Origin of the sequence: Amycolatopsis sp. NPDC026612, assembly GCF_040638285.1 — a bacterium.
Classification (GTDB): Bacteria; Actinomycetota; Actinomycetes; order Mycobacteriales; family Pseudonocardiaceae; genus Amycolatopsis.
The window spans coordinates 23,089-41,723 of the sequence record NZ_JBEZYB010000068.1; the positions used below are offsets into that span (position 1 = coordinate 23,089).

16 protein-coding genes and 1 pseudogene are annotated in these 18,635 nt (G+C 69.5%); 11 read left to right on the forward strand and 6 right to left on the reverse strand.

All coding sequences use genetic code 11. The features are described from left to right. The first annotated feature begins 87 nt into the window (after positions 1 to 87). From AB0F15_RS36180 to AB0F15_RS36200, 5 genes are all read left to right on the forward strand, one after another. Positions 88 to 2,865: an AAA family ATPase gene (locus AB0F15_RS36180; RefSeq protein ID WP_360280643.1), complete on the forward strand. Its 2,778-nt coding sequence runs from the start codon at positions 88 to 90 to the stop codon at positions 2,863 to 2,865. Between the two features lie 282 nt (positions 2,866 to 3,147). After that, positions 3,148 to 3,765 (forward strand): VOC family protein, encoded by a 618-nt coding sequence (locus AB0F15_RS36185; protein WP_360280645.1) that lies wholly within the window; start codon positions 3,148 to 3,150, stop codon positions 3,763 to 3,765. Between the two features lie 71 nt (positions 3,766 to 3,836). Next, positions 3,837 to 4,604, forward strand: a complete 768-nt coding sequence (locus AB0F15_RS36190; protein ID WP_360280648.1) for an SDR family NAD(P)-dependent oxidoreductase — start codon at positions 3,837 to 3,839, stop codon at positions 4,602 to 4,604. A 14-nt stretch (positions 4,605 to 4,618) separates the two neighbouring features. Then, positions 4,619 to 5,980: an NAD(P)/FAD-dependent oxidoreductase gene (locus AB0F15_RS36195; protein WP_360280651.1), complete on the forward strand. Its 1,362-nt coding sequence runs from the start codon at positions 4,619 to 4,621 to the stop codon at positions 5,978 to 5,980. 17 nt (positions 5,981 to 5,997) lie between these two features. After that, entirely contained in the window at positions 5,998 to 7,014 is a 1,017-nt protein-coding gene (locus AB0F15_RS36200) for an alpha/beta hydrolase (protein ID WP_360280654.1), read from the forward strand. 45 nt (positions 7,015 to 7,059) lie between these two features. On the opposite strand, the gene AB0F15_RS36205 is transcribed toward AB0F15_RS36200, so the two are convergent. Continuing rightward, the gene (locus AB0F15_RS36205; RefSeq protein WP_360280657.1) at positions 7,060 to 8,364 is read right to left on the reverse strand and encodes an epoxide hydrolase; all 1,305 of its coding nucleotides are present in this window, start codon (positions 8,362 to 8,364) and stop codon (positions 7,060 to 7,062) included. A gap of 182 nt (positions 8,365 to 8,546) precedes the next feature. Here AB0F15_RS36205 and AB0F15_RS36210 point away from each other — a divergent pair, with 182 nt between their 5' ends. From AB0F15_RS36210 to AB0F15_RS36220, 3 genes are read left to right on the forward strand one after another with little or no spacing between them, the layout of a single operon-like run. After that, on the forward strand, positions 8,547 to 9,239 hold the full coding sequence (locus AB0F15_RS36210; RefSeq protein ID WP_360280660.1) for a type 1 glutamine amidotransferase domain-containing protein: 693 nt from the start codon (positions 8,547 to 8,549) through the stop codon (positions 9,237 to 9,239). A 9-nt stretch (positions 9,240 to 9,248) separates the two neighbouring features. After that, a complete protein-coding gene (locus AB0F15_RS36215) occupies positions 9,249 to 10,229 on the forward strand; it encodes a DUF4331 family protein (RefSeq protein WP_360280662.1) in 981 nt (326 codons plus the stop codon). 43 nt (positions 10,230 to 10,272) lie between these two features. Continuing rightward, positions 10,273 to 10,983, forward strand: coding sequence for an SDR family oxidoreductase (locus tag AB0F15_RS36220; RefSeq protein WP_360280665.1), 711 nt, complete (start codon positions 10,273 to 10,275; stop codon positions 10,981 to 10,983). Between the two features lie 181 nt (positions 10,984 to 11,164). On the opposite strand, the gene AB0F15_RS36225 is transcribed toward AB0F15_RS36220, so the two are convergent. Next, positions 11,165 to 11,353: a hypothetical protein gene (locus AB0F15_RS36225; RefSeq protein ID WP_360280668.1), complete on the reverse strand. Its 189-nt coding sequence runs from the start codon at positions 11,351 to 11,353 to the stop codon at positions 11,165 to 11,167. 244 nt (positions 11,354 to 11,597) lie between these two features. Here AB0F15_RS36225 and AB0F15_RS36230 point away from each other — a divergent pair, with 244 nt between their 5' ends. Further along, positions 11,598 to 12,002: a DUF1003 domain-containing protein gene (locus AB0F15_RS36230; protein ID WP_360280671.1), complete on the forward strand. Its 405-nt coding sequence runs from the start codon at positions 11,598 to 11,600 to the stop codon at positions 12,000 to 12,002. Positions 12,003 to 12,297: 295 nt separating this feature from the next. Here AB0F15_RS36230 and AB0F15_RS36235 read toward each other — a convergent pair whose 3' ends face one another. Together AB0F15_RS36235 and AB0F15_RS36240 are read right to left on the reverse strand one after the other, a co-directional pair. Continuing rightward, positions 12,298 to 12,621 (reverse strand): PadR family transcriptional regulator, encoded by a 324-nt coding sequence (locus tag AB0F15_RS36235; RefSeq protein WP_360280674.1) that lies wholly within the window; start codon positions 12,619 to 12,621, stop codon positions 12,298 to 12,300. Positions 12,622 to 13,480: 859 nt separating this feature from the next. Further along, positions 13,481 to 14,083 carry a TetR/AcrR family transcriptional regulator gene (locus tag AB0F15_RS36240; protein ID WP_360280676.1) on the reverse strand — a complete coding sequence of 201 codons (603 nt, stop codon included), beginning with the start codon at positions 14,081 to 14,083 and terminating at the stop codon, positions 13,481 to 13,483. 123 nt (positions 14,084 to 14,206) lie between these two features. Between AB0F15_RS36240 and AB0F15_RS36245 the strand changes: the two genes are divergently transcribed. Then, positions 14,207 to 14,611, forward strand: a complete 405-nt coding sequence (locus tag AB0F15_RS36245; RefSeq protein WP_360280679.1) for a Dabb family protein — start codon at positions 14,207 to 14,209, stop codon at positions 14,609 to 14,611. 69 nt (positions 14,612 to 14,680) lie between these two features. Beyond that, positions 14,681 to 15,628, forward strand: a complete 948-nt coding sequence (locus AB0F15_RS36250; RefSeq protein WP_360280682.1) for an NAD-dependent epimerase/dehydratase family protein — start codon at positions 14,681 to 14,683, stop codon at positions 15,626 to 15,628. 1,612 nt (positions 15,629 to 17,240) lie between these two features. Here AB0F15_RS36250 and AB0F15_RS36255 read toward each other — a convergent pair. Together AB0F15_RS36255 and AB0F15_RS36260 are read right to left on the reverse strand one after the other, a co-directional pair. After that, positions 17,241 to 17,936, reverse strand: coding sequence for an SDR family oxidoreductase (locus AB0F15_RS36255; RefSeq protein ID WP_360280685.1), 696 nt, complete (start codon positions 17,934 to 17,936; stop codon positions 17,241 to 17,243). Between the two features lie 92 nt (positions 17,937 to 18,028). Beyond that, positions 18,029 to 18,635 (reverse strand): annotated as a pseudogene (locus tag AB0F15_RS36260) (hypothetical protein); the annotation flags it as partial.

The following is an 18,635-nucleotide window of genomic DNA, read 5'->3' on the forward strand; positions in this document are numbered from 1 at the left end:
TGGGAGGGGGTTTCTGCGCGATGCGGATTTGTGCCACATTTTTCGGTAGTGTCAGGCAGGCGCCAGTCGGCGCATCAGCCGCGGCGAATGCGGGCAACTGTGGATCATCGGGGTCGGAATTCAGGGCACGGAGAGACCGCCGGGCTGCTGGGGCGGGAACGGGAGTGTGCCCGCCTTGACGAGGTGATCGTCGCGTTGCGAGCCGGGGAAAGCCGGGTGCTGGTGCTGCGAGGTCCTCCCGGGGTGGGGAAGTCCGCACTGCTGGAGTACGCGGAAGGCTCGGCCACCGGCGTGCGCGTGCTCCGCGTTGTCGGGGTCGAGTCGGAGATGGAGCTGGAGTTCGCTGCGCTGCACCAGCTTTGTTTCCCGTTGCTCGAGCGGCGGGAGCCGCTTCCGGCGCCGCAGCGCTACGCATTGGAGACGGTGTTTGGGATGCGCGAGGGACCCACGCCGGACCATTTCCTCGTCGGGTTGGCGGTGCTGGGCCTGCTGTCGGACGCGTCGGTGGAGCGCGCGCTGCTGTGCGTGGTCGACGACGCGCACTGGGTCGATCGCGCCTCGGTGCAAGTTCTCGCCTTCGTCGCCCGACGGCTGCTGGCGGAGTCGGTCGCCGTCCTCTTCGGGACCCGTCGGCGAGGGCGGGAGCTGCGCGGCCTGCCGGAGCTGGAGGTCGCCGGACTGCCTGACGCCGAGGCGCACACACTGCTGAACTCCGTCACACACGCCCGGCTCGACCAGCCCATCTCCGCTCGGATCGTCGCGGAGACCAGGGGCAATCCGCTCGCCCTGCTCGAGCTGCCCCGCGGGCTGAGCGCGACGCAGATGGCCGGTGGCCTCGGGCTGCTGGACGCCGACACGCTGCCGGGCCGGATCGAGCGGAGTTTCCTGGAGCGGGTCCGGGAACTGTCTTCGCAGACCCGGCTGCTGCTGCTGGTCGCCGCGGCCGAACCGGTCGGTGACCCGGCGCTGGTGTGGCAGGCCGCCGAACGGCTCGGCGTACCCGCCTCGACCGCGCTCGCCGGTGGTACGGACGGGCTGCTGACGATCGACGAGCGTGTGACCTTCCGGCATCCGCTCGTGCGGTCGGCGGTGTACCGGGCGGCGGAGCCCCGGGATCGCCGGGCGGTCCACCGGGCGCTGGCGGCGGTGATCGACCGCCGGGATGCCCCGGACCGTCGTGCCTGGCACCTGGCGTCCGCCAGCGCCGGCCCGGACGAGTCCGTCGCGGCCGAGCTCGAGCGGTCCGCCGGCCGCGCGCAGGCACGCGGCGGAGTCGCCGCGGCCGCCGCGTTCCTGCAGCGGTCCGCCGTACTGACCACCGACTCCGCGCGACGTACCGACCGGACGTTGGCGGCCGCGGAGGCGAGCCTGCAAGCGGGTGAGCTCGGCGACGTGCGCAGAATGCTGGGCATCCTCGACGCCGCACCGCTGGACGGCGGCCAGAACGGCCGGACGGGGGTGCTGCGCGGCCACGTCGCGTTCGCCTCGGGCGGCGGCACCGACGCGATCACGATGCTGCTGGACGCCGCCAGACAACTCGAGCCGTCGCATCCGCGCCTGGCGCGCGAGACCTACTTGACCGCGTGGGGCATGGCAGTGAACGTCGCCGACCACGACGCCCTCTCCGCGGTCTCGCGTGCGGTGCGGGACCTCCCGCCACCGGTCGACCCCGCGCCGATGGACCTCCTTCTCGACGGGTTCGCTCTCCTCGTCACCGACGGCCGGTCGGCCGCGGCCTCGACCCTGCGCCGGGCCGCGGAGGTTCTCATCGACATCCCCGTCGTGGATGTGCTGCGGTGGGGATGGGTCGCGTCGGGCGCCAGCTCGGCCATCTGGGACGACGAGGGCATGCGGGCGATCTACGCACGGCAGGTCCGCGTCGTGCGCGAAGCCGGTGCGCTCGGGGAACTGCCGTACCACCTCGGCACGCTGGGCCACGCGCTGTCCTGGGCCGGTGACTTCGAGGGTGCTGCCGCGGTGATCGCGGAGGGCGACGTCGTCGCGGCCGCGACCGGGAACCCGATGCCGCCCTACAGCGCACTACGGCTGCTGTCCCTGCAGGGCCGGGAAACCGAGACCGCCGAACTGATCGCCGCCACGATCCGAGGCGCGGCCGTCACCGGTTTCGGCATGGCCATCACCTCCGCGCACTGGGCGGCCGCGGTCCTGTACAACGGACTCGCCCGCTATCCGGAAGCGATGCGCGCCGCCCAGGCCACCCCTTGGATAGCCGAGCCGTGGCTGTCCATCTGGCTGCTGCCCGAGTTCGTCGAGGCGGCCACCCGCGCCGGCGAGCTCGCTCCCGCCCTCGGTGCCCTCGAGCGGCTGGTGGCGGCGACAGAGCCGTTCAGCACCGACTTCGCTTCGGGCATCGAGGCGCGCACGCGGGCACTGGTCGCCGCCGACCCGGACGCCGACGACCTCTACCGCGAGGCGATCGAGCGGTTGAGCCGCACCCGGCTGCGCCCCGAGCTGGCGCGTGCCCACCTGCTGTACGGCGAATGGCTGCGCCGGCGGCGTCAGCGCGTCGAAGCACGCGCTCATCTCACCACCGCCCACGACATGTTCGTCTCGATCGGGATGGCCGCGTTCGCCGAGCGTGCCCACCGCGAGCTGCTCGCGACGGGGGCGACCGTCCGCAAGCGTGCCGCCGCGGCTTCGGCCGGTGAGGAGCTGACGCACCAGGAGCGGCAGATCGCGTTGCTCGTGGGGGTAGGGTTCTCCAATCCCGAGGTCGGCTCCCGGCTTTTCCTCAGCTCGCGCACGGTGGAGTGGCACCTGCGCAAGATCTTCACGAAGCTCTCGGTCACCTCCCGGCGGCAGCTGCGGGATGTCCTGCCCGCCGGCGAGTCCACGCCGACGTAGCTGCTCGGGGGACGAGCTGTTGACTACCGGCCACGTCGTCGGTGCCCGGGGAGTGCCGCCCAGGGAGCGACCGCAGGTTCTCCTGCACCTGCGTGGGACCGGTGGCTTGCCAGAGCCCGGCGCTGCGCAGCACCCGTCCCGGCGCGACCAGGTCACGGGTGGGCGCGCCGGTGACTTTCACCGGTTCTCCTCGACCAGGGAGAGTCACGGGCGCGAACGGGCGGCCGATCGGGCGAGACTCGTCGCGTCGGCAGTCCGCCCGCACGCAGGAGGCGCCAGGTCATGGACATGAAGCTCGAAATCGTCGTCGTTCCGGTCGCCGACGTCGACCGCGCCAAGACCTTCTACATGGCGCTGGGCTGGCGGCTGGACGCCGACATCGCCACCGGCGACGACTTCCGCGTGGTGCAGGTGACGCCGCCCGGGTCGCCGGCGTCGGTCATCTTCGGCACGTCGGTCACGTCCCAGGCACCCGGCACGGCCCAGGGACTGCACCTGATCGTCGACGACATCGAGGCCGCGCACGGCGAACTGAAACGGCTCGGCGCCGAGCCGAGCGAGGTGTTCCACGACGCCGGCGGGATCTTCCACCACGCCGGAACCGCCGCCCGGGTGCCCGGCCCGGATCCGCAGCACACCAGCTACGGCTCTTTCCTGTCGTTCGGCGACCCGGACGGCAACGGCTGGGTCCTCCAGGAGGTCACCACCCGGCTCCCGGGCCGGATCGACCCGGCCGTCACGACGTTCGCCTCGATCGCGGATCTCGCGGCTGCGCTGCGCCGCGCCGCGGCGGCGCACGGCGAGCACGAGGCACGCACCGGCGCGGCCGACCCGGACTGGCCGGACTGGTACGCGGACCACATGGTGCGCGAGCAGGCCGGAGGCGAACTGCCCCGGTGACGCTACGACCGCCATCGGTCCCGGTCGACCCCGCTTGAGCGCCGTCCTCGACACGAAGGGGTGAGAGGGTCATGTCCGAGAAGTCGCTGGCCGGAGCCGTCGCGCTGATCACCGGCGCCAGCAGCGGGATCGGCGCCGCGACCGCGCGCCGTCTCGCCTGCGAGGGCGTGGCGATCGCCCTGGTCGCCCGTCGCCGCGACCGCCTGGACCAGGTGGTGACCGACATCGCCGCGCTGGGCGGCCACGCGGTCGCCGTCACGGCCGACATCACCGAGCCCGAACGCGCCTACGAGGCGGTGCAGGGCACGCTGGAGCGGTTCGGGCGGCTCGACGTCCTGGTCAACAACGCCGGGATCATGCTGCTCGACTCGGCGCTGCACACCACCGTCGAGGACTGGGACCGGATGATCTCCCTCAACGTCGCGGCGCTGCTGCACGTCACGCACGCCGCCGTCCCGTACCTGATCGACGCGGCGGCGACGTCCCCGAGGCAGGTGGCGGATCTGGTCAACGTCAGCTCGACGGCCGGGCGGGTCGCCCGGCCGGGCAGCAGCGTCTACACCCTGACCAAGTTCGGCCTGACCGGGTTCACCGAATCGCTGCGCCAGGAACTGCTCGGCGAAGGCGTCCGGGTCAGCGTGGTGGAGCCCGGCACCGTGGACACCGAACTGGTGGATCACCTCGGTGACGCCGTCCGGGACGCGGTCCGCAGGCAGGTCAACGGGATCGAAACGCTGCACGCGGACGACATCGCGGACGCGATCGGCTACATCGTCACGCGAGAACGGCGCGTGGCCGTCAACGAAATGCTGGTTCGGGCCGGCGAACAGACTTGGTAGACAGGAGCCGCGAGATGAGCAGTACCTACGACGTCATCGTGCTCGGCGGCGGGTCACCGGGTGAGCACTGCGCCGGCGCGCTCGCCGAGGGTGGTCTGCGCGTCGCGCTGGTGGAGCGTGAGCTCGTCGGCGGGGAGTGTTCCTACTGGGCGTGCATTCCGTCGAAGACGCTGTTGCGTCCGGGCGAAGCGGTACACGGAGCGCGGGAGGCGGCGGCGACCGCCGAGGTCGACGCCGGGCAGGCCCTCGCCTGGCGCGACTTCATGGTGTCGGACTACTCCGACGCGGGACAGCAGCGGTGGCTGGCCGGCAACGGCATCGATCTGCTGCGCGGCAGCGGCCGGCTGGCCGGACCGGGTGTCGTCGAGGTGGCCGGCGCCCGCTACGGCGCCGCTCACGTCGTCGTCGCCACCGGCGCCTCGCCGATCATCCCGGACATCCCGGGCCTGTCCGGCCTGGCGGGCGTCTGGACCAACCGCGAGGCCACCGCGATGAAAGCGGTCCCGCGCCGGCTGATCGTGCTCGGCGGCGGCCCCGTCGGCGTGGAGCTGGCCCAGGCGGTCCGGCGGCTGGGCGGTGAGGTGGTCCTCACCGCCCACGGCCGGCACGTCCTGCCGCGCGAGCCCGCTCCGCTGGGCCAGGCGCTCGGCGAGGTCCTGCGCCGCGACGGGATCGAACTGGTCCTCGGCCCGAAGGGGATCAACGCCCGGCGCGAGCGCGACGACTACGCCCTGACCCTCGACGACGGGCAGGAACTGCGCGGCGACCGGTTGCTCGTCGCCACCGGGCGCCGTCCGCGGGTGCACGACCTCGGGTTGGAGACGGTCGGGGTGGTGGCCGGTGACCGCGGCATCCCGGTAGACGGACGGCTGCGCGCCGCGGAGAACCTCTGGGTCGTCGGCGACGCCACCGGCCTCGAAATGCTGACCCACGTGGGCAAGTACCAGGGCGAAGTGGTCGCGGACAACATCCTCGGCACACCCCGTGAAGCCGACTACACAGCCGTGCCCCGCGTGGTCTTCACCGACCCGCAAGCGGCCTCGGTCGGGGCGGCCACAGCACGGTTCAGCGCGACCGCACCAATCTCCGAGGTCGCCAAAACCGCGACCTACACCCGGGCCTACGCCGAGGCCAACGGCTTCCTGACGCTGCTCAGCGACGGTGAAGTGCTCACCGGTGCCTACGCCCTCGGCCCGGAGGCCGGGGAATGGCTGCAACAGGCCACCTTGGCCATCCGCGCGCGGATCCCGCTCGGCGTCCTGCGCGACACCATCCAGCCGTTCCCGACGTTCTCCGAGATTTACGTCGCCGCGCTCAAGGGCCTGCACGAGCAGATCACCGCCGCCCGGCAACCGGCCAGCCGGAAGGTGTCCTGAACGAGGGAAGGATCTCCATGATCACCAGGCGGATCTTCGGTAAACTGATGGGCGCCGGAGCAGTTGCGTCCTCGCTGGCCGGCACGCCCCCGGCAGCGGCCGCCGCGCCACGCGCTACGGCGGCGACAAGGGCGGCGCCACTCGGTCCCGTGAAGCAGATCGACGCGGGCGTCCTGAACGTCGGCTACGTCGAAACCGGGCCCGCCGACGGTCCCGCGGTCGTTCTCCTGCACGGCTGGCCCTACGACATCCACAGCTACGCCGAGGTCGCGCCGCTGCTGGCGGCGGCCGGATACCGGGTGATCGTGCCGTACCTGCGCGGGCACGGCACCACCCGGTTCCGCTCCGGCAGCACGCTGCGGGATCCACAGCAGGTGGTGTTCGCGCTCGACGTCATCGCCCTGCTGGACACGCTCGGGATCCCCATGGCGATCTTCGCCGGGTACGACTGGGGATCCCGCACGGCCGACATCATCGCGGCGCTCTGGCCGGAACGCTGCAGGGCGCTGGTCTCCGTGACCGGCTACCTGATCACCAACCGTGAGGGTAACAAGCAGCCGCTGCCACCGCGCCTCGAATGGGCGTGGTGGTACCAGTACTACTTCACCACCGAGCGCGGCCGGCTCGGCCTGGAGAAGAACCGGCACGACCTGGCGAAGCTCATCTGGGAGTTCAACTCACCGACCTGGAAGTTCGACGACGCCACGTTCGACCGCACCGCCGCCGCCTTCGACAACCCCGACTACGTCGCCATCGTCATCGGCAACTACCGCTGGCGGCTCGGCCTGACCGAAGGAGATCCCCGCTACGACGACCTTGAACGGAGGCTCGCCGCCGGTCCGGTGATCACCGTGCCGTCCGTCACCCTCGACGGCGAGCTCGATCCGTTCACCCCGGCGGGGAACGGTTCCGCCTACCGCGCCAAGTTCACCGGCCGCTATGCGCATCACACCCTCAAGGGGATCGGCCACAATGTGCCCCAGGAAGCGCCCAGGGCCTTCGCCAGAGCAGTCGCCGAAGCCGACCGGCTCTGACGGTCGGCGGCGGGCCGTCCATTATGGACGGCCCGCCGGCGGGCCTCAGCGCAGGGACCGGAAGGCGGCGCGAACCTCCCGGGTCAGCAGTTGCGGCTGTTCCCATGCGGCGAAGTGGCCGCCTCGGTCGACCTCGTTCCAATAGATCAGGTTGCCGAAGGAACGTTCGGCCCAGGTGCGCGGCGCGCGGTAGATCTCGGCGGGGAACACCGTGACCGCAACCGGGACGTGCGGGATGCCGACTGCGTCGAACGGCCCGCCACCGGCCTGCGCACCTTCCCAGTACGACCGGGACGACGAGGTTCCGGTGTTGGTCAGCCAGTACAGCGAGATGGCGTCGAGCATCTCGTCGTAGGTGAGGACCTTCTCGGGATTGCCGCCGCTGTCGGTCCATTCCGCGATCTTGTCGTAGTAGTACGCCGCCATCGCGACCGGCGAGTCCGCGAGCGCGTAGCCGATCGTCTGCGGACTCTGGTTCATCATCGCGGCGTAGCCGAAGCCGTCACGGTAGAAGTGCAGCAGCCGGTCGTAGGCGACCTTTTCGCGGGCCGACAGGCCGGCGGGCGCGGCGTCGAAGTTGCGGAGGTGGCGCAGCACGTCGGGCGGGACGGTCCCGGGCATGTTCACGTGGATGCCGAGAAGCCCAGCGGGGTGCTGGACCGCGAGCACCTCGGAGATGATCGCGCCCCAGTCACCGCCTTGGGAAACGTACTGCGGATACCCGAGCCGCAGCATCAGCCGGTGGAACGCGCTCGCCATGTGCGCCGGGTTCCAGCCGGCCGACGTCGGCTTGCCCGAGAAGCCGTACCCGGGCAGCGTCGGCACGACCAGGTGGAAGGCGTCCTCGGCGTGTCCACCATGTCGCGTCGGATTCGTCAGCGGATCGATGACCTTCAGCAGTTCGATGATCGAGCCCGGCCAGCCGTGCGTCATCAGCAGCGGCAGGGCGCTGGTGTGGGGCGAGCGGATGTGGGCGAACTGGATGTCCAGCCCGTCGATCTCGGTGATGTACTGCGGCAGCGCGTTGAGCTTCGCCTCGACCTTGCGCCAGTCGTAGCCGGTGCCCCAGTACTCGACGAGCGGCCGGAGCTTCGCGAGCTGGGCACCTTGGGATCGGTCGCCGACGGTCTCGGCGTCCGGCCAGCGTGTCGCCTGTACGCGCCGCCGGAGGTCGACGAGGTCCTTCTGCGGGATCCGGATGCGGAAGGGGCGGACCCCGGCGACGGGCCGGGGCGCTGCCGCCGCCGGTGTGGGCAAGCCGAACCGGGCGGCGACGGCGGCGCCGGTGGCGAGGCCGAGGAAGCGGCGGCGGCCGGCGATGACCCGGCCGATGTCTTCGATCGCGCTCATCCTGCACTCCTTCTCCCGGGCGGGGACTCCTGGGCCGACCCAACGTGGCACGACCCGCCGTGCGGCCGAACCAGGGAAACTCCCTTGTCTGCCCGGGTGTTTCACGGGCGCGACCGGCTGCTCCGCCAGGGGACCATGAAGCCGGCGGAGGTTCCGCGGTGCGGTGCGAAGGAGTGATCGAAATGGCGAAGATCCTGTTCGTGGTGTCCGGAGCGACATATCTGACGTTGAAGGACGGCACCAGGTACGCCACCGGCTACTGGGCCGAGGAATTCGCGGCCCCGTACAAGGCCCTGACCGAAGCAGGCCACCAGGTCGTGGTCGCGACACCCGGCGGGGTGACCCCGAACGTCGACATGATGAGCCTGCGCCCCGAGATGGCGGGCGGTGTCGAGGGCGCGCTCGAACTGGAGGCGATCATCCGTTCGGCGGAGGTCATGCGCAGGCCGCTCAAGCTGTCCGACGTGCGCCTCGAGGACTACGACGCGGTGTACCTGCCCGGCGGCCACGGTCCGATGGAGGACCTCTGGGTGGACGCGGACGCGGGACGCATCCTCACCGCACAGCTGGCGTCGGGCAAGCCGCTCGCGATCGTGTGCCACGCCCCCGCCGCGATGCTGGCCACCCGGATCCACGGCGTATCGCCCTTCAAGGGCTACCGGGTCACGTGCTTCACCAATGACGAAGAGGAGGGCGTCGGGCTCGCCTCCAGGACGCGGTGGCTGCTGGAGGACGAGCTGCAGGAACTCGGCGTCGAGTTCAGCCGCGGCGAAATCTGGAAGCCGTACCTGGTCGAGGACCGCAACCTCATCACCGGGCAGAACCCCCACTCGGCCGCGATCCTGGCGGACCGGCTGCTGCAGATCCTGAAGTAGGCGCCGGGCATGTCCAACCACTTCAGTGCGGCCTACCTGAAGTTCCCGGGTGACGACGCACGCCTGGACCTGACCGACCTCTACGTCTTCCCGGCGTTCGACGACGCCCACCGGACCGTGGTGATCATCGACGTGAACCCCTTCACCACGGGTCTGAGCGCAACTCCGCCGTTCCTGATGAGCCCGGAGTTCCACCCCGACGCGGTCTACCGCATCAACATCGACAATGACGGGGACAACCAGGCGGACGCCGCCTTCTCCTTTGTGTTCACCACGGCCGAGAACGGCCTGCAGACCGGTTCCGTCCACTACGCCACGGCCGCCGACGCCCGGCACACCGAGCCGGCCGGCGAGATGCTCGCCGACGCTGTGCCGGTGGGCTTCGACGCCTCTGCGCAACCGGTGCAGGCAGGCCCCTGCAGGCTGTTCATCGGAGTGCGCAGTGATCCCTTCTTCGCCGACGCCGAGGGCGCGCTGCACGGTTTCGTCTGGACGGGGGAGGACGCGTTCGCCGGCAAGGACGTGCAGTGCATCGCCCTCGAGGTGCCCGGCGAGATGCTCGGCCCGGAGCCCACGATCGGCCTGTGGGCAACGGTCGGCGTCCGCCGCGACGGCACTCTCGTCCAGGTGGACCGCGGGGGACATCCGACGATCAACCCGTTCATCAATCCCGAGCACGCCAAGGACGAATACAACGCCGGCTGTCCGGCCGAGGATGCGGCGAAGTACCTGGTGCCGTGGTCGAAGCTGCTGGAGGAGAACGGCTACGAGCCCGCGGCGGCGCGCGCGGCGGCCGCCACGGTCCTGCCGGACATCCTGCGCTACGACCGCGGCCGCCCGGCCGCCTACCCCAACGGACGCGGCCTCACCGATGACGTCTTCAGCGCCCGGATGGCCTTCCTGACCAACGGAAAGGTCACCGCGGGCGGCGTACCTCCGCACGACGACCTGCTGGCCCGGTTCCCTTACCTCGGGCCACCCCACCGGTAGGCTCGGCGGCCACCGGTGTGCGTCACCACGGAAGAAGGCCGACATGAGCCTGTCCGGCAAGAAGGTCGTCGTCATCACCGGTGCCTCACAGGGCATCGGTGCTGCCTTGGTGAAGGAGTACGCCGACCGGGGCTACGCCGTCGTCGCGACCTCGCGCGGCATCAGCCCGGTGCCGGCCCCGGACGTCGTCACCGTCCGAGGCGACATCGCCGACCGCGCCACGGCCGAGCGCGTCGCCGCTGCCGCGATCGAGCGGTTCGGGCGCATCGACACCCTGGTCAACAACGCCGGCATCTTCATCGCCAAGCCGTTCACCGAGTACACCCAGGACGACTACGAGGCCGTCACCGGTGTCAACCTGGACGGGTTCTTCCGCATCACGCAGCTCGCGGTCGCACAGATGGTCCGCCAGGGCAGCGGTCACCTCGTCCAGATCGGCACCAGTCTGGCCGAGCACGCCGACGCCTCGGTCACCTCGGTGCTGGCCGCCCTGACTAAGGGCGGCCTGCAGTCCGCCACCAAGGCTCTCGCCATCGAGTACGCGGCCCGCGGCATCCGCAGCAACGCGGTCGCGTTGGGCGTCATCGAGACCCGGAGCCCGGATGCCTACGACGACGCTCTCGCCCGGCTTCACCCACTCGGAAGACTGGGCGAGATCAGCGACGTCGTCGACGCGATCCTCTATCTCGAGAACGCCCCCTTCGTCACCGGCGAAATCCTGCACGTCGACGGCGGCCAGAGCGCCGGCCACTGACCGCGCCGAGATTCGCCGGCATGGTCAGGCGTGCCGGCCACCTCGCGGCACCGTGGCCGGCCGAATCAGGCTTCAGGGCGGCCAATCACTGAAAGGCGATCATGGGCAACGGGTGACCGACGGCAGCACCAGTGGACTACGACGTCGCCAGTCGCCGGGACTGATGACCCGGGCTGGAACGTCACAACTCGGCACCGAGCGCGTCGAAGAGGCCATCTCGGGTCACGCCGAGGTCGGCCAGCAGCCTGGTGTCCGCGTCGCTGTCCAGGTCGATCCGGTCGGGTAGCCGCTTGATCAGGGCCTCGGCTCGGTCGGGTCCGTAGGCACGGCGGAGTACCTGCAATGCTTGGGCCTTCGTGAGAACGGTCATGGGACCTCGTTTCGGGACGATGTCGTGGAGTGTCCTCGGGGGTAGCCCTGCCGGCCGTCGCCGGCCAAGACCAGGCAACTCTACGCTTGTCACGGCCGGTGTGAACCGCCCGATCGATGCCGCGCCGCTTCGCCACAAGCGGCATTTCCGGCTTGCTTGTCATCGGATCGGCGAGGGCGTGTAGTGAGGGGGTACCGAGCACGGAGCAGCCGTTCCGGCTCGATGTCCGACTCCGGGAGATGACGTGCAGCCTGAACACGCGAACAGCCGCCCGCATCATCCGGTCGTCGCGGCGCATCGGCGGGAGCGTCAGGCCGACCTTCAGTTGCGAGTCGCCGATGCCATCACGGCGTTCGCCGGTTCCATGCGGTTCCTCTACATCCATGCCGTGCTGTTCGCGGTGTGGATGCTCATCGTCGAATCGGATCCGTGGCCGAAGCTGACCCTGATCGTGTCCCTCGAGGCGATCTTCCTGTCCACCTTCGTCATGATCGGCCAGAATCGGCAGGCGGCGTTCCAGCAGGCCAAGGCCGACCACGACTTCACCGAACAGGAGCAGGAACTCAAGACCAACACGGAACTGACCCGGGCGATCCACGTCCTCACCACCGAGCTGCACCGGCACCTGATCGAGGAGGCCGATCGGTGACGGACTGGTACCACGGCGGCACCGAGGCCGCACCCGTAGCCCAGTACCCGCATCGCGCTCTCCTTCATCACGAACGACACTCCGCCGGTCAGCCAGGCCCTCCGTTGCCGGCCCGCGGCCACCGCCGCCGACTCGGCCAGCAGCGCCCTGCCCAGTTCCCGGCGACGCGGTGGCAACAGCCGGATCGCCATGGCCAGTAACCTTTCCCCCGGTCTGCTCGGCCGGCGTTCGCCATCCGGGCCCGACGTCGATGTGTGCCGCGGGTGGTGCTCGTTGCGTGGCTTATGGGGGTGGTTCACCACGCTCCCTCCGCGGCGGGTCGCGGCCGGGTGGTGCGCACCGTGGTCGGCGGCTGCTGCCGGAGTTCGACCGCGCGGGCCGCGCCCTGGGTGGTCAGCCGGTACAGGTGGCGGCGAGGCCGACCCTCCGGTGGCTGGTCCTCCCAGCGGGTTTCCAGGAATCCCCGGTCGGTCAGGCGACCCAGAATCGGGTAGAGGGTGCCGGAGGCCAACCCGGTTTCCCGGGCGATGTCGTAGCCGTAGCGCCAGTCGGCGGGATGGTCGTGCAGGGCGGCGAGGACAGCCCTGGTCTGTGGTGTCGAGTCGGGTCGAGCAGGCATGACGCATAAGCTACATATGTAGACCTTCGCGGTCAACACTCCGCCCTGTGGCCGGTCAACGCGGTCGCACATGCGGCGGCCGGGTACCAGTAGCCCTTTCCGTGACAGGCGGAGTAATCCTCGACATCCACAACTCGGCAGTACCGGACATCCGGCCGCTGTCGCCATGACCGGTCGGCACGGCGGATCTGGAACGTGTTCTCTCGGTGGAGCGCCTGCTGTCGGTGGTCCCATGACTGGCAACGTGGTGGTCCAACGACGGTGGCAAACGACAACAGGTCCCGGCGTGACCGGTGAGTGTTCGGTGACCGCGTCAGCGGCGCCTACCTGCTGAAATTCGCCTGGACCAGGATCGTCCGGCACCAGATGGTCACGGGCACCGCATCACCCGATGACCCCACCCTGACCGACTCCTGGAAAACCCGGCGGCGCAAGGGAATACGGCTACCCATCGACGGCACCAGGCTGCGGCTGCTACACGCCCAGCACAGCCGCTGCGCACGATGCGGACAGCTGCTCCTGCACGCCGACCACCCGCCACAAACCCCCGCCGAATGGGCCCTGTGGCTGGCGGCCACCCGCAAGGCGATCACCAAGAACTCCATCACCTTACGGGAACGGCACCGGATCGATCCGACCTCCGTCTCATCCACACACGCTGTCACCCACGGCAGCCCGGCACATCAGCCCGCCAAGAGCTTGCTTGAGCCGGATGCGTGGAAATCGTGCACGTCCGGTTCTGAGCAGCAGCAATGCGCCCGACCTACCCGGCATGTGCGGGCATCCGGTCATGTCGATGGACCGAGATTTCGCCTGAATCCGGCGACAGCCGCCGGCATCGGCCGGCGCCGGTGCCGGACTACCCGGTTCCCGGTTCCTCGGTTCGCCAGCCGAGAAGGATCGCGCGGAGCGCCTGCTCGGCGAGTCGCCGGGCGCGCTCATTGCCGATGGTGCCGAGGTAGCCGAGCGAGGCTATGCCGTAGAGCGTGCCCCAGATGATCTCGCAGGCCTCATCGGGGTCGGCCAGGACCACGTCATGTGCGTCCGACCAGGCGGCGAGCAGTTCCTTCAGGACGGCGATGGCCGGTTCCGCGGCGTGCCGGCGTTCGTCCGCGTCGACTGCGGTGCCGTTCATGACCTCGTAGAGGTGTGGGTGCTCGCCGGCGAACCGGACGTACTCGGACGCGATGCGCATCATGCGCCGGTCGATACAGGGCTCCTCGGCGACCTGCCGGAACTCGGCCAGCATCAGGCGGTGGCCGTGCGCGACCAGCTCCAGCACGAGCGCGTCCTTGTTGGCGAAGTGCTGGTAGACGACGGGCGCTGAGTATTCGATGTCGGTCGCGATGCGCCGGATCGTCAGCGCCGCGACGCCCTCTGTCTCGAGGACGTACAGCGCGGCCTCGATGATCCGTTCGCGGGTGCTCGCCCGTTCCCGGGCGCGTCTTGTGCTGGTCGGCATGTTCCGTCACTTCGCGTCGGTGGTGTCCTCGGACACTAGCCGCGGCTCTTGACGGCGCCGTCTCGGCGTGGCTAAGTTAACAACGTTAGAAAACCTAACGACGTTAGAAGCGAGGTGCGCGGCATGATTTACCACGTCAACCGGGCCACAATGAAGGCCACCGCGACGCCCGAGCAGATCGAGGCGGCGCTGGAGAGCTGGCGCATCCAGGGCCGGTCGAACCCCGCGATCAAGTCCTTCATCGTGGGGCGCGACCACGGCGGCGACTACGCGTACAGCTCCGTGTTCGTCGTCGAGGGCATCGACGGCCTCTTCGAATATCTGACGCACCCGACCACCTACCAGACTGATCACCTCGGGCTGCACCTGGTCGAGCGGCTCGAAATCTTCGACGTCAGCGACGACGACGATCCCGAGCTGAACGCGAAGATCCAGGAACTGCACCGGCGCCGCAACGAGCTCAACCCCGAGGTCGCCGGAATGCTGGCCGACGTGCCTGCCTACACCGGCTCCGGCGTGGACAACTGACCGGGATCCCTACCCCTCGGCTTGGGCGCGGCGACGCACCCAGGACGCTCATCAAGGAGAAAGCCTTTCATGGCCGAGCACGTCATCATCGGCGCCGGTTCCATCGGCACGAATGTCGCGCGCCTGCTGGTCGAGCGCGGCGAAAGCGTCCGGATCGTCACGCGCAGCGGCTCCGGCCCCGCACACCCGCTGATCGAGCGGGTCGCCGCGGACGCCTCCGACCCGTCACGCATGACCGAGCTGTCCCGCGGCGCGAAAGTGATCTACCACTGCGCGAACCCACCCTCGTACACGAGCTGGGAACGCTTGTTGCCGCCCCTGCAGACCGCGGCCATCACCGCCGCCAAGGCGAACGACGCAGTCCTGGCGCTCACCGGCAGCCTCTACGCCTACGGCCGGCAGCCCGGCGGCCGGATGAACGAGCACACCCCCATGGCCGCCACCGGGCGCAAGGGCCGCCTGCGCAAACGGATGTGGGAACAGGCCCTCGCCGCGGGCATCCGCACCGTCGAGGTCCGCGGCTCCGACTACATCGGCAAGGACGCCAACGGCATCTACCCCCTGCTCATCGAGCCGGCCTTGAAGAAGGGCCGCACCGCTTGGATCACCGGCCACCTCGACATGCCGCACACCTTCACCTTCAACGGCGACATGGCACAGGCCTTGATCACGCTGGCCCAGGACGAACGCGCCTGGGGCCGGGCCTGGCACGTGCCATCCCCACCGGCCGTCACCATCCGCGAGCTCGCACGACGCTACGCCGTCGCCGCGGGCCGGCCACCGGTCAAACTGATCCAGCTGCCGCGCTTCGCGATGCGCACGGCCGGGCTGGCCGTGCCCATCGCCCGCGAGATGGCCGAGATGGACTACCAGTGGTATGCGCCATTCCACCTGGACGCGACGGAGACGGCGGACACCTTCGGCCTGACCGCCACTGACCTCGACACCGCCATCCGCGACCAGGTCGGCGCGATCAGGGAGGAACACGCCGACGGGAGACCGCGGTCGGACATGTGACCAGCTTGTCGTCCACGCCGACAGGTGGATCTCGCCGCCGCGGTTGTAGACGTCGCGTAGGTCCAGCTTCAGCTCCATGCCGGCAATCGCGCTCCCCCGACGCGATGATCGCGGACAAGACGCATGAAGCCGGCCACCGACGCGTGATTGAGGCCCGGCCCGCTGCCACCTCGAAACCAACGCACGGTCAACGCCGCCGTGCGCCGCGGCCTCCTCCACCGGCACGGAGGACCTGACCCTGCTCAAGCGGATCCTGCCCGGCGGCTCGGCCGCCGAACTGATCGTGAACACCTGGAACGGCGGCGTGCCCTTCACGCAATCGCTGCGGCTGCTGGGCCCGGTCACCGGCTGGGTCGTCGTGGCGACCGCGCTCGCGCTGAAGGTCTTCCGCTGGGAACCTCGCCGGTGACACCACCGGCGAGGCTACGGAGGCTGCCGGCCGGTCGGGCGCCGCCTCCGGCCGGGACACGCAGACGCGACCCAGCGGCGGCAACATCCGCCTGAGCCTGCCGTCGATCGGCCCGGACCGGCTCCGAGCCGGGAGCTGTTCTTCGATCCCACCGCCACAGCCTGCGTCCTGCTCTCCACCGACGACGACCACCGGACCGTGCAACGCCTGCACAGCTACATCCTCCCCGCCGCAGCCGCACTCGACCCCGCCATCGCCGGAAGCCTCGCCGCCGACCTACCAGCCCTCCGCAGCACCGACCCCGCGACGAACCCGCCCTCCGCAACCAGATCAACACCTGGTGGCATCGCACTCTGCAGGCCCTCCGGCACCGGCCCGAGCTTCTCCGTCAACAGCCACCATGCCCCGACCCCGGGGCCGCACTGCTGAAATCCGCCACCACAGAGGGGAGCGGACCGTCCGGCCCACTCGACGACCCGCCCACAGCCCACGCCGCTGTCGCAGTTGCCCAGCCATCTCGGCAATCAGCCTCGCGATCGGCGATCCCGACTTCCCCACCCAGATCTTCCGGTGACCCCGCCTGGGCCGGCAGCCCAGACGGCAGCGGGCGAGGACGATCTGGTCGTGGACACCGATGGCACGCGGAGACCCGCGGCGTTGCGGCCCGGCCCCGGCGACCACTCCGCTTGTAGACACCAGATGATATGAACCGATCTCCTTCCGTGACCACGACACTGACACAGAGCGACACAGAACGACGCAGGAAGGGTTCGAACTCTGCCGTGGTGAGCTCACCCTGAGCACTCCTTCACCGCTTTCACCGAATAGACATGCGCCGGTCGACAAACTCGCCGTCCGATACGAGGCCACCGTGCAGATCGCCGCGATCAACGAGTGGCTATGACACTTCCTGAACACACTCTAGCGCCGATGTCGGCCCATCAAGCATCGCGGCCTGCACCGGGGACCGCCGCGGGCGGCGGAGTTGTTCGCGGCCGTGGCCCAAATTTGTTTTCGGTTTAAATTTGAACTCGATGCAAAGACCTCTACGATATGCGCATGCGAACGATCAACGCCGTCACGGACATCGCCGTAACGCCGTTGCGGGTGTGGGAGATTCCCGCCGATTTTGCAAGCTATCCACAGTGGGCGACCTACATCCAGGAGGTGGGTGGGCCTGCCGAAGTTTGTTGCCAGAGACGTTCAGCGCAGGTGGATCCCGCCATCGACGACGAGGACCTGACCGGTGAGCGCTTGGGCGCCGGCGGAGGCCAGGAAGGCCACCGTGTTCGCGGCGTCGGCCGGTGTCAGTGGGCGCTTCATGGCTTGCTTTTCGACGACGGCTCTCATGGCGTCCTCGCCGGCGACCGGGCGCGAGAAGGGAGTGTCCGTGAGGCCGGGGGCCACGGCGCTGACGGAGATGCCGTTCGCACCGAAGGTGACCGCCAGGGTCCGCATGACGCCAAGAAGCGCTGCTTTGCCGGCCGTGTATGGCAGGAATTCCGCGTTGGGTGGTGACCAGACGCCGTCCGAGGAGACGAACACGATCCGGCCGAATCCGCGGTCGACCATCCCTTTGGTGAACTCCTGCAACAGCAGCAGAGAAGATTCCACATTGACCATCATGTGGTCTCGCCAGCGTTGCAGGTCTAACTCGCTCAGGCACATCGCGTCGTAGCGCCCGGCGCAGTGGACGAAGACGTCGCAGCGCCCGTATCGCTCCAGGACCGCCGCGGCGGCCTGTTTGGTGGAGGATTCGGAACCGAGGTCACAGTTGATGTCGCCGGTCCGGCTGAGGACGACCGTGCGATGTCCCGAGTTTTGGAGGGCGGCCACGACCGCGGATCCGATGGCACCCGAGCCTCCGGTGACGACTGCCACGCGCTGTTCGTCTGTCATGTTTCGTTCTCCTCATGCCGACGTTGTCGATGGTTCAAGGTGAGGCCCGGGCGGGTTGTCCGCCCGGGCCTCGTGGACTTGCGGCGGACCGGTCAGGAGGCCGGGTAGAACTTGTCGATTTCAGACACGACCAGCTCGGGGCGCTCCTCGGTGAGCCAGTGGCCGGCCCCCGGCACCGCGGTACCGGTCGCGGCGGGAGCGGCGTCCTTCATGGACTGCTGCGACAAGGTGACCCACTGCGGAATCAGATCCATGCTCAGCAGACGCACCGGGATGGTCAGCGGCTTCTGCATCAGCACCGCGTTGTCCTTGTCGACCGTCGGCCAGTCGCGGTAGAAGTCCATGCCGTTGTGCAGGACCTGCGGTCGTGAGTAGACCCGGGTGTACTCGGCGAGGCTATGGGCGGGAATCGGCTGCGGCAACCTCGAGACCAGCGGGTAGAAGTTCTTCAGGAAGTAACCGACCCGCCCGGTCAGCAATCCCTCGGAGAACGTCTGCTGGTTGAAGGAGAAGTGGAACGCCAGCGGTACCAGATCGTTGAACTTCAAACTCTTGCCCACCAGGGCGAAGTCCAGGTTGAACAGGCCGGCGACCTGCGGGCGGTTGATGCGCCCCGGGTTCTGTGCAGGCTCTGATCTCAGGGAGGATGCAGAGCATGCCGGCACCGAAGAAGTACAGCGACGAGCTGCGTGAGCGGGC